Below are 14,551 nucleotides of genomic sequence, written 5' to 3' on the forward strand. Positions count from 1 at the left end.
ATTGAGGTAAGCCGGGTCCGGGTTGCGCGGCCTCGGCACCAGTGCTTCAGCCCCGGTGCGCCAGTTCCAGCGCAAATACCAGCCGCTGCAGGAAGTTCTCCATGCGCCCGTCCGGATGGATGAAGGCGCAGCCGAAATGGTGGATGGCGCTGTCGTCATGGCCCACCAGCCAGTGGCCAACCACCTGCAGGTCCAGCTCAAGCTTGCCCAGTTCGCGGAAGTCCAGCCGGCACTTGCCGACCGTGGTGCCGACCGGCAGGTGCTCTGCCGAGACCGTCTTCGAGCGCAGCCCCACGCCCGACAGCGACAGGTCGGCGATATCGAGCCCCAGCACGGTCTTGTCCGACATGTGGATCTCGCAGCGGTAGCCCCTGGTCACCAGCGTGCGCGCGCGGAAATGGCGGCGGCGCTGGAAGTGGTAGAGCTTCTCGGGGAATTCGACGACGAAGGCCGGGCCTTCCTCATAGCGCATGGCGGCCGGCTGGCCCACCACAAAGTTGACCGGCACGCCGCGCAACAGCCCCGAGAACGCATTTTCATCCGAGGTCATCAGCGACATCCGCTCGGGTTCCGCGTTGCACCAGTCGAACACGAAGGTGCGGTCGACCGGGTCGACGTGCAGGACCGACGTGACGAACTGGTGCCCGGTGCGGGTGCGCACGCTCAGCATGCACTTCTGCCAGGACAGGTCGCGCAGCACGGTGCCGATCTGCGAGTTGTGCGTCAGGCGATAACGGTCATCCGCCGGCTCAATGTCGGATTCGGCGCCGTTATCGGCTGGCCCGGAGGCATCGTGCTGATTCATGGATTCACGCAACATCTGGAGTGGCTGGGATCGCCGGGTACGGGGGCTTCGGCCTGCCGGCCGCGCGCATGTTAAGCGCGTGTCCCGATGCCCGGCAAGACGCATGCTCTCACTTCGGCAGATCTGTGGCAGAACTTGAGCACAGACTTCCGGGGGGTAGCGCGCACGGCGCTTTCAGGCGTCCGGGGGTAAAGGCGGCGGCGCAGCAAGCGTTGCCTGCGCCTCTTCGCGCAACCACGCCAGCAGCACCAGCCGGCGCGTGTCGTGTTCAAACGGCGCGGGCGACAACAAATGATAGGCCGTTCCGTCAGCAACGAAGCCGAACGGCGCGGCCAGCCGGCCATCGGCGATCTCGTCGGCGGCCATCAGCTGCGAGGCCATGGCCCAGCCCAGCCCCGCTGCGGCGGCCTGCAGGCTGAGGTAGAAATGTTCATACCAGGCGTCGCCGTCGCACTGCACGGCGGGGGCGGCATCGCCGCGCACCGCCTGCCAGCGCTGCCATGCCTCGGGCCGCGTGCGCGTATGCAGCCGCGCCGGGACCGTGGCTGCCCCCTGCGCAAGCTGTGGCCGGCACACCGGCCCCACCCGTTCCTGCGCTACCTCGCGCGCGTGCCAGCGCGCATCGAAGGCAAAGTCATTGCGCCGCAGTGCCAGGTCGGCGCCGCTGCGGGTGAAGTCGATCGGCCCGCCCGCAGCCATCAGGTGCAGCGGGATATCGGGATGGCGCGCGGCAAAGCGCGGCAGCCGCGGGATCAGCCAGCGCATGGCGATGGTCGGCTCGCATGACAGCACCAGCGCTCGCCCCGGCGGCTGCGTGCGGATGCGCGCGGCGGCGCCGGCCAGCACCTCCATCGATTGCGTGGACGCCGCAAACAGCGTGCGCCCCGCCTCGGTCAGGAAGACCCCGCGGTTGCGCCGCTCGAACAGCGCCACGCCCAGCGTGTCCTCGAGCTGGCGGATCTGCCGGCTGACCGCGCCATGGGTCAGGTGCAGTTCCTCCGCCGCCCGGACAAAGCTTTCGTGGCGTGCCGCGGCCTCGAAGAATCGGATCCAGCCCAGCCAGTGCATCAGTCAGTTTTTCTCACGTAATTGCGCGAGTATATATCGGTTGTGACGGCGCTTTCCGGCACGCAGAATTGGGTACGCCCGGATCTCCCGATGTGGCGATCTCCGGATAATTACAACGTAACCTGACAGAAAATGCCCCCAATCGCCGAATCCCTGGCGGTCGCCGCCGTGACCGTGCTGGCCGTTGTCAGTCCGGGCCCGGACTTCGCCATGGTGACCCGCAACAGCTACCTGTACGGCCGCCGCGCCGGCCTGCTCAGCGCCCTCGGAATCGCGCTGGGGGTGCAGGTGCATGTGCTCTATACGATGTTCGGGGTGGCGCTGCTGATGGCTCATGCGCACAGCATGCTGACGGTGGTGAAGATGCTGGGGGCGGCCTACCTGGTGTGGATCGGCGTCCAGACCCTGCGCAACCGCGAGGCGCTGGCAGCAGACCTGCAAGGTGCGCGCACGCTGCGGCCGTGGGCGGCGCTGCGCATGGGCTTCCTGACCAATGCGCTGAACCCGAAGACCACGCTGTTCGTGGTCAGCACCTACACCCAGGTGGTCGGTGCGCACACGCCGGTGCCGGTGCAATGGGCTTATGGCGGATTCATGTCGGTGGCGCACCTGGCGTGGTTCAGCCTGGTGGCGTGCGTATTCACCGCGCCGGCGCTGCGCGCGGCGATGCTGCGGCGCCAGCGGCTGCTGGACCGCACCATCGGCTCGGCCTTGTGCGGGCTGGGCGTGGCGCTGGGGCTCAGCAACCTGGCGTAGGGCCAGCCTGCGTCAGTGGCCAGGCCTGGCGCACGAGATGCTGGGGACCTTGCGGGCCGAGCCGGCTTTCGAACAGCACCAGCCGCTGCACGTGCCAGGGCTCGCTGGCCAGCGTGCGGTGCGTGTCGAGCCAGGCGCGCAGCACGCTTTCGGGCACTGACGGCTTGCAGCGCGCCAGCGTCAGGTGCGGATGGAAGCGCCGCCGCTCTGGGGTAATGCCCGCGGCCCCGGCCAGCGCCTGCCCGACATCGGCGTGCAGGGCGCGCAGCGCGTCCAGGCCGGGACCTGGCGCCAGGCCTGCCCACAGCACCGAACCCTGGCCGCTGCGGAAGCGCCCGGTACCGGCCGCCTGAAGCAGGAAGGCAGGCGCGCGGATGCTGTCGAGCGCGGCCTCCAGCGCGGCGCCAGGCACGTTGCACTCACCCAGGAAGTGCAGGGTCAGGTGGACCTGCTCTGGCGCTGCCGGCCGCACACCATGCGCGGGCGGCAGGGTCGCCAGCAGCCTTGCCGCCCGCGCGGGCGGGACTTCCACGGCAATGAACAGGCGCGGCATGGCAGCGCGGCCAGCGCCATCAGCCGGGCGTGGTGCCGACGCCTTCGCGCTGCAGCAAGGCGCGCTTGCGCTCGATGCCGCCGGCGTAGCCGGTCAGCGCGCCGGCGCTGCCCAGCACGCGATGGCAGGGCACGATCACCGACAGCGGGTTGCGTCCCACCGCGCCGCCGACTGCGCGCGCATGCGTGGGCGGCAGGCCCAGGGTGCGGGCCAGTTCGCCGTACGACGCGGTCTCGCCGCAGGGGATGGCCAGCAGCGCCTCCCACACGCGCTGCTGGAACGGGCTGCCGGCAAAGCGCACCGGCACGGTGAAGGTATCGCGGCGGCCGGCGAAATATTCGGCCAGTTCCGACGCGGCGCCGTCGAGCACCGCGGCATCGGCCGGCGACACGTCGCGGCTGTCGGCAATGCCCGCGGGATGGTATTTCTGCCCGGCGAAGAAGAGGCCGGTCAGGTGTGCGCCTTGCACGCGCAGCAGGATGGTGCCGAGCGGGCTGTCGATATGGCGATAGCTGGTCATGTGATCGTCTCCGGTTCGGCCGCGGCGCTGGCCGCGTCCTTCATCGCTTCGTAGCGATGCCACAGGTGGATGGCGGCGTAGGCACGCCACGGTGCCCATTGCGCGGTGCGCTCGTGCATCGCGCGCACGGTACTGACGCCCAGCACCTTGCGCAGCGCATAGTCGGTGCCGGGGAACGCATCGGGCCAGCCCAGCGCGCGCATGGCGACATACTGCGCGGTCCAGTCGCCGATGCCGTCGACCTCGCGCAGCGCCGCCACGGTCAGTTCCGGCTGCGCGTGCGCATCGAGGGCCAGCGTGCCGTTGGCCACGCGCTGCGCCAGCGCCAGCAGCGTGCGCGCCTTGCCCGCCGACACCCCGGCATCGCGCAAGCCTTGCTCTGGCAGTGTGGCAATGGCGGCGGCACTCGGGAACGTGTAGCGCAGGCCGTCCGGGGGCGTGCCGTCCAGCGCCTGTCCCGCGTGCCGCGCCAGCGCGCCCAGGATGCGCCGCGCCTGCACCACCGAGATCACCTGCCCCACCACCGCGCGCACCGCGATCTCGAAGCCATCGACGCTGCCCGGCAGGCGCACGCCCGGCATGGCCTCGGCAAGCTCGCCCAGGTGCCGGTCCACCACGTCCGGGCGGCAGCCCAGGTCGCACAGGCGGCGCACCTTGCCCAGCGCCTGCGGAATGACGCGCGCCAGCGAGGCCGACAACGTCACGCGCAGCACCAGCCGGCGCGGCACGTGTTCGATCCGTACCCAGCCGGTGTGCGTGCTGCCGCCGGCATCCACCAGCAGCGTGCGCATATAGGTGCCGTCCCGGATCGCCTCGATGCCATCCACCGCGCGGGTAGCCAGGAAACGCAGCCATGCCTCCCAGGCAAACGGCGGGCGGTAACCCAGGTCGAACACCAGCCGGTCGGCCACGCCGTCGGCGGCGCGGCGGCGCAGCGCCAGCGGCGTCAGGCCGTAGCGGGTCTTCAGCACATCGTTGAAGCGGCGCACGCTGCCGAAACCCGCCGCCAGCGCCACTTCGGTCACCGGCAGCGCGGTGTCGGCCAGCAAGCGCTTGGCCAGCAGCAGCCGCTGCGTCTGCGCGTACTCAAGCACCGACACGCCGAACTGCGCATCGAACAGGCGCCGCAGGTGCCGCTCGGTCACGCCGATGCGCGCCGCCAGCGTGGCCACGCTGCCTTCGGCCATGAAGCCCTCGTCGATCAGCGTGGCCGCTGCCTGCGCCAGCCGGCCTGAAATATCGGCCAGCCCATGCCCGGGCGCAAGCTCCGGACGGCAGCGCAGGCAGGGGCGGAAGCCATGCTTCTCCGCCGCCGCGGCGCTCTCGTAGAAGGTGCAGTTTTCGCGCTTGGGCGTGCGTACTGCGCACACGGGCCGGCAGTACACGCCGGTCGACGACACGCCCACGAAGAAGCGTCCGTCGAAGCGGCGGTCGTGCGAGGCGACGGCCTTGTAGCAGGTGTCGGGATCGAGGTGCATGACGGCATGCTACCGCTACCGGCAACCGCTTACCCGCTGGATTCGGACATTTCCCTCTGGCGCGCGGGCGTGGGCTGCGGCACAGTTCCTGGCAGGGGCGGCGGCTAGAATGCGCTTCGTGCCTCACCCGCCAACCCACTGCCACCGCCCGCCCGGAGACGCCATGCGCCGCACTGCCCTGCACCTGTCCTTGCTTGCTTCGCTTGCCTGCGCGCCGGCGTTGGCACAGCCGGTGCAGACCGCCCCCACGACGACGCCTGCCATGGCCACGCAGGTGGCATCGGTCGAAGGCATCACCGAATACCGCCTGCCCAACGGCCTGCGCATCGTACTGGCACCGGACGCGGCCAAGGCCACCACGACCGTCAACATCACCTACCTGGTCGGCAGCCGCCATGAGAACTACGGTGAGACCGGCATGGCCCACCTGCTCGAGCACCTGCTGTTCAAGGGCACGCCATCGCTGCCCGGCAAGACCATCCCGACCGAGTTCGCCCGGCGCGGCATGAGCGTGAACGGCACCACCGCGCAGGACCGTACCAACTACTTCGGCACCTTCAGCGCCAACGATGAAAACCTCGACTGGGCGCTGCGCATGGAAGCCGACCGCATGGTCAACAGCGTGATCTCGCGTGCCGACCTGGACAGCGAGATGACGGTGGTGCGCAACGAGATGGAAATGGGCGAGAACAGCCCCGGGCGCATGCTGATGCAGCAGACCATGGCCGCCGCCTACCGCTGGCACAACTACGGCAAGGCCCCGATCGGCGCGCGCAGCGATGTCGAGCACGTCAGCATCGACGGCCTGCGCGCCTTCTATCGCCGCTACTACCAGCCCGACAACGCGGTGCTGGTGGTGGCCGGCAAGTTCGATCCCGCCGCCACGCTGGCACGCATCGAGCGCTACTTCGGGCCAATCCCGCGCCCGACGCGCGTGCTGCCGCCCGAGCATACCGTCGAGCCCGCACAGGAAGGCGCGCGCGAACTGGTAGTGATGCGCCCCGGCGACAACAGCCTGGTCGCCGCGCAATACCACGTCAGCCCGGGTGCGCATCCGGACAGCACGGCACTCTCGCTGCTGACCCTCATCCTCGGCGATACGCCGGGCGGGCGGCTGTACAAGGCACTGGTCGAGCGTGGCCAGGCCGTGTCGGTCGGCACCGCGCTCTATGCGATGAAGGACCCGGGGGCGCTGCTGCTCATGGTCGAGACGTCCAAAGACCAGCCGCTCGCGGCTGCGCGCGCCGGGCTGATCACGCAGGTCGAGGGCTTTGCCGAGGCGCCCGTGACCGAGGCCGAGCTGGAACGTGCGCGCGTGCGCATGCGCAACGCGTACGAGCACTACATGAACGATCCCGGCGCGCTCGGCGTGGCGCTGTCCGAGGCCATCGCCAAGGGCGACTGGCGCCTGTTCTTCCTGGCGCGCGACCGCATCGAGACCACCACGCTGGCAGACGTGCAGCGCGTGGCGCTGAACTACCTGCAGGCCTCGAACCGCACCGTGGGCGTGTTCCTTCCCGCCGAGCAGCCGTCGCGCGCGCAGGTGCCGCCGGCGCCCGATGTCACGGCCATGGTCAGCGGCTACCAGGGCAGGCAGGCGATGGCCGCGGTGGCGGCATTCGATCCCAGCCCCGCCAATATCGAGGCCCACACCACGCGCCAGACGCTGGCCAACGGCATGCAGCTGGCGTTGCTGCCCAAGCCTGCGCGCGGTGAAGTGGTGCACGGCGCGCTGGTGCTGCGCATCGGCGACACGCAGAGCCTGCAGGGGCTGACCACGGTGGGCGCGCTGACCGCCTCCATGCTCCGACGCGGCGCGGCTGGCATGGACCGCCAGCAGATCGCCGACCGCATCGAGGCGCTGCGCGCGCGCGTCGGCATCTCTGGCAGCTCTGAGCGCGTGACCGTCAGCTTCGAGACGCGCCGCGCGCACCTGCCGGAACTGCTGGCCCTGCTGCGCGACCTGCTGCGCGCACCGACCTTCCCCGAGGCGGAGTTTGAGACGCTGCGCAAGACCAGCATCGCGGAGATCGAGAGCATCCGGCGCGAGCCGGGCGTGATGGCGTCTAACGCGCTGGGCCGCCATGGCGACCCCTACCCCGCTGGCGACCCGCGCCATGCGCGCACCTTTGCCGAGAACATCGCCGACCTGCAGGCCGCCACCCTGGCGCAGGTGCGCGACTTCCACGCGCGCTTCTATGGCGCGGGCCATGCGCAACTGAGCCTGGTGGGCGACTTCGATGCCGCGGCCGCGGCCGCGCAGGCAGCGCAGCTGTTCGGCGACTGGAGCGCGCAACAGCCCTACGCGCGCGTCGAGCGCCCCTTTGTGCCGATCCCGCCGGCGGAGTTCACGCTGCCCGCGCCGGGCAAGGCCAATGCCATCTACCTGGCCTCCACGCCGATCGACCTGACCAACGACGCGCCGGACTATGCGCTGATGATGATTGCCAACCGCGTGCTCGGCGGCGCCAGCCTGCGCGGCCGCCTGGCTGACCGGCTGCGGCAGCGGGAAGGCCTGAGCTATGGCGCGAGCAGCTGGGTGCAGGTGGGCGCGCTCGACCGCGCGGGACGCTTCGGCCTGCAGGCGCAATACGCACCGCAGAACCTGCCGCGCCTGCAACGCGCCGTGACCGAGGAGCTGGAGCGCTTCGTGCGCGACGGCATCACCGCGCAGGAACTGGCCGAGGCCGTCAGCGGCCTGCTGCAGCAGGGCATGGTCAGCCGCAGCAACGACGCCGCGCTGGCCGGCGCGCTGGCCAACCAGCTCTACCTGGGCCGCACCATGGCCTTCACCGCCGAACTCGAAGAGCGCCTGCGCAACGCCACGCCGGACGCCGTCAACGCGGCCATTCGGCGTTACATGCAGCCAGGCACGCTGTCGCGCGTCTATGCTGGCGACTTCAGCGGCGCACCGGCGCAGGCGGGCGCAACCGGCAGCGGAAGTGGCTCCGGCGCGGCCGGCAGCACAGGCAACGAAGCGGCCGGCGCGGCACCGCAGGCGCAGCCCTGACATACGCAGGAAACAATATTCGGCTGCACTGGCGAAAGGCCGCAGGCGCGGCCAGCGCAACATCGCAGTGGCAAGGCAGGGAGCGCTCGGCAGGCGTCCGGTGCAAGCCCCTTGCCGCGACCCCGGGTTGACTGTATATTCGTACAGTATAAGTCGATATAAGAGGTGTGGATGTCAATCGTGCGAGCTGGCAGCAAGGCAGAAGCGCTCAGGCTTCTGGCCTCGGAAGGTGTGCTGGCGCTTGAGCTGGACTACGAGACAGGATGGCAGGATGCCGTCGAACTCGGCAGGCTCGGAGAAAAGCGCGGTATCAAGGTGCAGTATCGCGGACAAGAAAGCATCGCCGTCCGTTCCCGCGAAGCCCTGATCGAAGGGCTGGCCAAACCCAAGGCCACGTTCCGTCAACGCAATCTCTATTGCCAGTTCGATCTCGGCACGCTGGCGGACCATGAACTGCTCGACCTCGAGGCCAAGGCCACGCGGCTCGGGGACTATATCCTCGCCGGCCACCTGCTGCGCGATGTCGATGGCGTGTGGCCGCAATAAGCGGCTTGCGCGCACGCCGGGCCACTAGAAGAGAAAAAGCCGCCATGCAGGCGGCTTCCGTCATATTGCGCTGAGCACGTTCTTCGTGCCCGATGCCCCGGTCAATGCCACACCCGCGTGGCGTTGGCCCAACGCGCCGCGCACGACGACTGCGCTACGGCCGCGTCGATCGTTTCGTTGGCGGCCTCCGCCGCCGGCACCGTCGCGGCAACATCCAGCGCGGCGCGCCACAGCACCGCCGACACCAGCGTCTTGCATTGCCGCCGTTCGCCATGCGCAAGCGCGAGCAGCCGCTCATAGCCGTCCAGCACGATCAGCCGGTCACCACGGCGCGGATGCAGCGACAGCGTGTAGAGGTGGTCAGACTCGCATTGCAGGCTGCCGCCGCTGACCGCGACCACGATTGCACCCGGCAACGCAATGCCGCTGGCCTGGACCTCGCCACGCAAGCGCGCCAGGTACGCGTGCGCGCGTGGATCGCAGGTGCCGCCCACACCGCCCGCCATCTCTGCCGGCAGCGCGCAGAGCGCCATCAGCTCGGCCGGCGAAACCGCCAGCGTATAGGCCTGCAGCGTGGGACGATAGGTTGCCACCACGGCGCGCAGCCGGTGCGGCGCATCGCCATCATGCCCTGCCTGCAGCGGGCTGTCCGGCCCGCGTAACTGCATCGTGTTCATGTCGACTCCTGCCGCGCGGGGCGTTTACCTGGTCAGTCGCGCAGCAGTTGCTTGGCGATGATCAGCTGCTGGATCTGCGTGGTGCCTTCATACAGGCGCAGCAGGCGCACGTCGCGGTAGAAGCGCTCGGCCTTGTACTCGGCGATATAGCCGGCGCCGCCATGGATCTGCACCGCGCGGTCGGCCACGCGGCCCACCATCTCGGTACAGAACATCTTGGTGCACGAGGCCAGCATGCTGACCTCCGGATCGCTCTTGCCGGCGGGCTTGGCGTCGTAGCGCTGGGCGCAGTCGCGCACCATCGACAGGCCGGCGTAGAGCTCGGCCTGGCTGTCGGCCAGCATCGCCTGGATCAGCTGGAAGTCGCCGATGGGCTTGCCGAACTGCTTGCGCTCCCTGGCATAGGCCACAGCGTCGGTGATCAGGCGATGCGCCATGCCGCAGGCCAGCGCCGAGATATGCAGGCGGCCGCGGTCGAGCACCTTCATCGCGGTCTTGAAGCCCACGCCCGGCACGCCGCCGATGATATTGGCGGCCGGCACGCGCACGTTCTCAAGCACCACGTCGCAGGTCTTGGTGCCGCGCTGGCCCATCTTCTTGTCCGGCTTGCCCAGCGAGATGCCCGGGGTGTCGGCCGGCACGATGAAGGACGAGATGCCCGAAGCGCCCGCGCCGCCGGTGCGCGCCATCAGCGTGAAGGCGCCGGCGCGCGGTGCGTTGGTGATGAAGCGCTTGGTGCCGTTGATGACATAGTGGTCGCCATCCAGCTCCGCCTTGGTCTGCAGCGAGGCCGCGTCGGAACCCGCATTGGGCTCGGTCAGCGCGAACGAGATGATCAGCTCGCCGCTGGCGATGCGCGGCAGGTACTGTTGCTTCTGTTCCTCGGTGCCATCCATCAGGATGCCTTGCGAGCCGATGCCGACGTTGGTGCCGAACACCGAGCGGAAGGCAAAGGCGGTATGGCCCAGGTCGTAGACCACATCGCATTCCTGCGACATCGACAGGCCGATGCCGCCGTAGTTCTCGGGGATGGAGATGCCGAACAGGCCCATCTCCTTCATGTCCGCGACGATCTCGGCGGGCACGTCGTCGGTTTCCTCCAGCGTGTCTTCGGCGGGCTTCAGGCGTTCGTCGATGAAGCGCTGCACCGAGGCGCGCAGCAGGGCAAAGGATTCTTGGTCAAGGGCCATGATGATTCTCCGGGTCAAGCCAGTGCGTCAGTCTGGCCGCCTATGGTACGCTGGTCGCGGGATTTGACAATCCACTGAAACTTGGACAGAAGCGTCAGTATAATTTGACAATCGCAGCCGGCCTCAACCCAATGTGGCGGATAACAGGCCCGCCACGCCGATGGCCAGCGCCGCCAGCGCATCGCCCGCGATCAGGCCGCCACCGACCAGCGATGCCGTGCTCATATCCTGCGGCAAACCCCGGGCCGGCCTTGCGGGCCTGGCCACGGCGGCGGCCACGCTCGCCACCACGCCGCCGGCCGCCATCCACCCGGCCGCCGCCAGGTTGACGAAGCCGCCGAAAGATGACGCATAGGGCGAAGGCAGGATCACCGCATCGAGCAGGAAATCCGCCACCCGCCCGCGCCGGCTGGCTTGCGCGAAGCGCTGCCACGCCTGCCGGCCGAGGATGGCCTTGCGCAATACCGCGGTAGCCAGGCCGAGCGCGAGGCCCGTTGCCACTGCCACATGCTGGCCGGCACGGCTTTGCGCCAGCCCGTGCAGCACGCCCACGATCTTGTATGTCATGGCCGAGGTCCAGCGCGCCGGCTGCTGGTCGGCCGGCAGGCTGGTCTGGTCCAGCGCCAGCACCGGGTAGGCATGCATGAACAGCCGTGCCATCGCCACCGCAACCAGCGCACCCACGACGATGCCCGCCACCTGGTAGCCGAACTGCACCATGCGGTCGCTGCCCAGGCGCCAGCCGGTGGAGCGGTCCTGCTGCATGTCGCTCGCCTCGGCCGTGGCCACCAGCAAGACCGTGGCGGCGATCAGCCCGACATGGGGCGCGCGCAGCCCGGCGGCGGCCATCAGGATCACGGACAGCACGAAGGCCGACGAGATCGGGTTCTGGTCGACCATGCCGACCGAGATGCCGTTGACCAGCGCAAACACCAGCACCAGCAGCACGGCCATCAACTGGAAACCCAACGGCTGGCCGAACCATGCCACGCCCGCCGCCACCGTGGCCGCGCCCCACAGCAGCGCCCAGGCCGCCACCCAGCCCATGCCCGGCCCGCGCCGCGGCGCAGGGTGGCGGCGCGCGCGCCACTGGCGGCACGCCTGCGCCAGCAGCAAGGCCACATCAACCGCAGCCGCCCCCATGATCATGCCCAGGGCCACCAGGAAGGTGGCCTTGCGATAGGGCTCGCCAGGCGCCATCCAGCCCGCGGCAACAAACCACGGGGTCATGGCCCAGCCGGCCAGCCCGCCCACCAGCGCGGCAATGCCCACGCGCGCGCCGACGATCATCCCGGCGCCGAAGGTCGCGGCCGACAGGTCCAGCGCCGCCAGCCACGGCATGCGCGCGGCGCCCAGGCCGCAGCCCAGGCCCAGTGCCATGCCGCCCCCGAGCCGCGCCACCGAACGCCGCAGCAGCGCCGGATCGGTCAGCGCGCGCAGGATATTGGCCACGGCCAGCCCCGACGGAAAGGTCAGCTGCATCCGGTCCACCAGCAATGGCGTGTACAGCATGCCCACACCCACCCCGAACATGCCGATGCACAGCATGTACAGCACCAGCTGCCACAGCGGCGGCTGCGCCATGCCCAGCCACGCCATCGCCTGCAGCACCACGGCCATGCCGCCCATGCCCGCCACCGACGCCGCCGCGGTCTGGATGTAGTTGGCACCGTGGCGCCCGGGCGCGCCATAGCCCGCCGTCACCACCGAGCCGAGGATGCCCGCCAGCACCTGCCCGCCGACGAAGAAGCCCAGCGAGAAATTCATATACGCGGCAGCGATGCCGCCCAGCGGGCCCAGCACCAGCATGCCTGCCGCGCCCAGCAGCACGTGGTACTGCCAGCTGCCCGGCGAAGGCAGCCTGGTGGCGCGGGGTGCGGCATCGGTCGGGAGCGTGGGCATGGCGCAGCGGGCGGGCTGAAGTAGTGTGCCTCTTGCGAAGCATAGGCCAAGGCCGGTCTGCGGCGATGTGCGACTTGTTCCCGACTTTCGCCGGATGGCCGTTTCCCGGCCGGGTTAACACTAGTTTCGTGCGCAACCATCTAGTCGATATAGTTGCGCACACAACTACATCGCAGAGACACTACGACCCCACCATGCCAGACTCCACCGCACCCCACGCCGCAGTGCCGCCGGCACCGCCGCCCTCGTCATCGCGCCCATGGCCGCAGCGCGTGCCGGTACTGATTGCCGGCGGCGGCCCGGTCGGCCTGACGCTGGCCGCGCTGCTGGCGCGCCAGGGCATAGCCGCGCTGGTGGTGGAAGCCGACGACGGCTACTGCGCCGGCAGCCGGGCCATCTGCATGGCGCGGCGTTCGCTGGAGATCCTCGGCTGGGTGGGCGCAGACCGCGCCACCGTCGAAACCGGCCTGCCGTGGGTGGGCGGGCGTAGCTACTACCGCGATGCCGAGGTGCTGCATTTCCGCATGCCCAGCGAGGCCGGCGAGCGCTTCGCCCCGATGGTCAATATCCAGCAGTACTACCTGGAAGCCTTCGCCCACGACGCCGCGCTGCGCGGCGCTGCGCCAGCGGATGTGCGCTTCGGCGCGCGCGTGCAGGCGGTGCGCCAGCACGGCAGCGGCGTCGTGGCCGAGATCCAGACAGGCGCAGGCGTGGTGCAGGTCGGCGCGCAATGGCTGGTGGCCTGCGACGGCGGGCGCAGCACCGTGCGCGAGCAACTGGGGCTGCGCATGAAGGGCACCCAGTACGAAGGCCGCTACGTGATCGTCGATATCGTGCAGAAGACGCGGCGCGAGGTGGAGCGGCTGGCCTGGTTCGACCCGCCTTCCAACCCCGGATCGACCATCCTGATGCACCGCCAGCCTGACGACGTCTGGCGCATCGACTACCAGATCCGCGACGACGAAGACCCTGACGAAGCCGTCAAGCCGGAGAACGTGCTGCCGCGCGTGCAGAGCCACCTCGACATGATCGGCGAGACCGAGCCGTGGCGGCCGTTGTGGATCTCCATCTACAACGCCAAGTGCCTGACCTTGCAGGACTACCGCCACGGCCGCGTGCTGTTTGCCGGCGACGCCGCGCACCTGGTGCCGATCTTTGGCGTGCGCGGGCTCAACTCCGGGCTGGACGATGCCGGCAACCTGGCCTGGAAGCTGGCGTGGGTGCTGCGCGGCCAGGCGCCCGAAAGCCTGCTCGATTCCTATTCGACCGAACGCGTGCATGCCACGCGGCAGAACATCGCCTACGGCGCCAAGAGCACCGAGTTCATGGCACCGCCCGACTTTGCCTTCCGGCTGATGCGCGAGGCCACGCTGCGTCTGGCGCAGCATGAGCCCGCGGTGCGGTCACTGATCAATCCGCGGCAGTCGGCACCGATTGCCTATACGGATTCGGCGCTGAACGGTCCCAGCGACTTTGGCGACGACTGTCCTGGCGCCGCGCCCGGCCTGCCCGCGCCGGAAATGCGCGTGGCAGGCCCCGACGAGGTCGTGCACCTCACGCAATGCTTCGGGCAACGGTTCACGTTGCTGTACTTCAGCGATGCGCCCACGCTGCCCGAGCCACTGGCCGCGTTCGCGCATGCGCATCCGGACGCCATGCAGACACACGTGGTGGTCACCGGCGGCAACGTGGCCGGCGCCACGGCGCTGGCCGACGTCGCCGGCCAGGCCCACGCCCGCTACGGCGCACGACCCGGCACGCTCTACCTGATCCGCCCCGATGGCTATGTCCTGGCACGCTGGCGCGAACCGTCATGGGACGCCGTGCGCGCCACCCTTGCCCCCCTGATGCAAACCGGAGCCCGCCATGCAAGCTGAAGACCTCGACCTCGCCTACACCCATCTGTGCGAGGCCATGGGCCGTGCCGGCGAAGCGCGCACCCCGCTGCTATTGGCAATGGTGTGCCTGGGCCTGATGAGCCGGCAGGAAGCGCTGGCGCCGGTGCTCGCGCTGATCGACGAAGCCGAGGCGCGCAGCCAGAAATAG

13 protein-coding genes are annotated in these 14,551 nt (G+C 69.6%); 5 read left to right on the forward strand and 8 right to left on the reverse strand.

The genetic code is table 11. The features are described 5' to 3' along the window. Positions 1 to 46: 46 nt before the first annotated feature. Entirely contained in the window at positions 47 to 820 is a 774-nt protein-coding gene (locus I6H87_RS31575) for a flagellar brake protein (RefSeq protein ID WP_037025021.1), read from the reverse strand. Positions 821 to 979: 159 nt separating this feature from the next. After that, positions 980 to 1,873: a LysR substrate-binding domain-containing protein gene (locus I6H87_RS31580; protein WP_010811180.1), complete on the reverse strand. Its 894-nt coding sequence runs from the start codon at positions 1,871 to 1,873 to the stop codon at positions 980 to 982. Between the two features lie 132 nt (positions 1,874 to 2,005). Here I6H87_RS31580 and I6H87_RS31585 point away from each other — a divergent pair, with 132 nt between their 5' ends. Continuing rightward, a complete protein-coding gene (locus I6H87_RS31585; protein WP_041688256.1) occupies positions 2,006 to 2,629 on the forward strand; it encodes a LysE family transporter in 624 nt (207 codons plus the stop codon). On the opposite strand, the gene thpR is transcribed toward I6H87_RS31585, so the two are convergent. From thpR to I6H87_RS31600, 3 genes are read right to left on the reverse strand one after another with little or no spacing between them, the layout of a single operon-like run. Beyond that, positions 2,613 to 3,182, reverse strand: a complete 570-nt coding sequence (gene thpR / locus I6H87_RS31590) for an RNA 2',3'-cyclic phosphodiesterase (protein WP_010811178.1) — start codon at positions 3,180 to 3,182, stop codon at positions 2,613 to 2,615. The genes I6H87_RS31585 and thpR overlap by 17 nt on opposite strands. Before the next feature lie 19 nt (positions 3,183 to 3,201). Next, positions 3,202 to 3,702, reverse strand: a complete 501-nt coding sequence (locus tag I6H87_RS31595; protein ID WP_011617949.1) for a methylated-DNA--[protein]-cysteine S-methyltransferase — start codon at positions 3,700 to 3,702, stop codon at positions 3,202 to 3,204. Then, complete coding sequence (locus I6H87_RS31600) at positions 3,699 to 5,180, reverse strand: AlkA N-terminal domain-containing protein (RefSeq protein WP_010811176.1); 1,482 nt, start codon at positions 5,178 to 5,180, stop codon at positions 3,699 to 3,701. The genes I6H87_RS31595 and I6H87_RS31600 overlap by 4 nt, the downstream gene beginning before the upstream one ends. Before the next feature lie 163 nt (positions 5,181 to 5,343). On the opposite strand from I6H87_RS31600, the gene I6H87_RS31605 reads away from it, so the two are divergent. Further along, complete coding sequence (locus I6H87_RS31605; RefSeq protein WP_011617950.1) at positions 5,344 to 8,190, forward strand: M16 family metallopeptidase; 2,847 nt, start codon at positions 5,344 to 5,346, stop codon at positions 8,188 to 8,190. A 171-nt stretch (positions 8,191 to 8,361) separates the two neighbouring features. Continuing rightward, positions 8,362 to 8,736, forward strand: coding sequence for a hypothetical protein (locus I6H87_RS31610; protein WP_010811174.1), 375 nt, complete (start codon positions 8,362 to 8,364; stop codon positions 8,734 to 8,736). A 101-nt stretch (positions 8,737 to 8,837) separates the two neighbouring features. Here I6H87_RS31610 and I6H87_RS31615 read toward each other — a convergent pair whose 3' ends face one another. From I6H87_RS31615 to I6H87_RS31625, 3 genes are all read right to left on the reverse strand, one after another. Further along, positions 8,838 to 9,413, reverse strand: a complete 576-nt coding sequence (locus tag I6H87_RS31615; RefSeq protein ID WP_011617952.1) for a hypothetical protein — start codon at positions 9,411 to 9,413, stop codon at positions 8,838 to 8,840. A gap of 32 nt (positions 9,414 to 9,445) precedes the next feature. After that, the gene (locus I6H87_RS31620; protein WP_010811172.1) at positions 9,446 to 10,603 is read right to left on the reverse strand and encodes an acyl-CoA dehydrogenase family protein; all 1,158 of its coding nucleotides are present in this window, start codon (positions 10,601 to 10,603) and stop codon (positions 9,446 to 9,448) included. Positions 10,604 to 10,726: 123 nt separating this feature from the next. Continuing rightward, positions 10,727 to 12,505 carry an OPT/YSL family transporter gene (locus tag I6H87_RS31625; protein WP_011617953.1) on the reverse strand — a complete coding sequence of 593 codons (1,779 nt, stop codon included), beginning with the start codon at positions 12,503 to 12,505 and terminating at the stop codon, positions 10,727 to 10,729. A gap of 194 nt (positions 12,506 to 12,699) precedes the next feature. Here I6H87_RS31625 and I6H87_RS31630 point away from each other — a divergent pair, with 194 nt between their 5' ends. Further along, positions 12,700 to 14,382: an FAD-dependent oxidoreductase gene (locus I6H87_RS31630; RefSeq protein WP_011617954.1), complete on the forward strand. Its 1,683-nt coding sequence runs from the start codon at positions 12,700 to 12,702 to the stop codon at positions 14,380 to 14,382. Beyond that, on the forward strand, positions 14,372 to 14,551 hold the full coding sequence (locus I6H87_RS31635; RefSeq protein ID WP_011617955.1) for a hypothetical protein: 180 nt from the start codon (positions 14,372 to 14,374) through the stop codon (positions 14,549 to 14,551). The genes I6H87_RS31630 and I6H87_RS31635 overlap by 11 nt, the downstream gene beginning before the upstream one ends.

Origin of the sequence: Cupriavidus necator (genome assembly GCF_016127575.1) — a bacterium.
GTDB lineage: Bacteria > Pseudomonadota > Gammaproteobacteria > Burkholderiales > Burkholderiaceae > Cupriavidus > Cupriavidus necator_D.

Coding starts and splice junctions, on each gene's coding strand:
- I6H87_RS31600 (WP_010811176.1), bottom strand. CDS start 5,180: ATGCACCTCGATCCCGACACCTGCTACAAGGCCGTCGCCTCGCACGAC.
- I6H87_RS31620 (WP_010811172.1), bottom strand. CDS start 10,603: ATGGCCCTTGACCAAGAATCCTTTGCCCTGCTGCGCGCCTCGGTGCAG.
- I6H87_RS31625 (WP_011617953.1), bottom strand. CDS start 12,505: ATGCCCACGCTCCCGACCGATGCCGCACCCCGCGCCACCAGGCTGCCT.
- I6H87_RS31605 (WP_011617950.1), top strand. CDS start 5,344: ATGCGCCGCACTGCCCTGCACCTGTCCTTGCTTGCTTCGCTTGCCTGC.
- I6H87_RS31635 (WP_011617955.1), top strand. CDS start 14,372: ATGCAAGCTGAAGACCTCGACCTCGCCTACACCCATCTGTGCGAGGCC.
- I6H87_RS31585 (WP_041688256.1), top strand. CDS start 2,006: ATGCCCCCAATCGCCGAATCCCTGGCGGTCGCCGCCGTGACCGTGCTG.
- I6H87_RS31580 (WP_010811180.1), bottom strand. CDS start 1,873: ATGCACTGGCTGGGCTGGATCCGATTCTTCGAGGCCGCGGCACGCCAC.
- I6H87_RS31615 (WP_011617952.1), bottom strand. CDS start 9,413: ATGAACACGATGCAGTTACGCGGGCCGGACAGCCCGCTGCAGGCAGGG.
- I6H87_RS31630 (WP_011617954.1), top strand. CDS start 12,700: ATGCCAGACTCCACCGCACCCCACGCCGCAGTGCCGCCGGCACCGCCG.
- I6H87_RS31610 (WP_010811174.1), top strand. CDS start 8,362: ATGTCAATCGTGCGAGCTGGCAGCAAGGCAGAAGCGCTCAGGCTTCTG.
- I6H87_RS31595 (WP_011617949.1), bottom strand. CDS start 3,702: ATGACCAGCTATCGCCATATCGACAGCCCGCTCGGCACCATCCTGCTG.
- I6H87_RS31575 (WP_037025021.1), bottom strand. CDS start 820: ATGTTGCGTGAATCCATGAATCAGCACGATGCCTCCGGGCCAGCCGAT.
- thpR (WP_010811178.1), bottom strand. CDS start 3,182: ATGCCGCGCCTGTTCATTGCCGTGGAAGTCCCGCCCGCGCGGGCGGCA.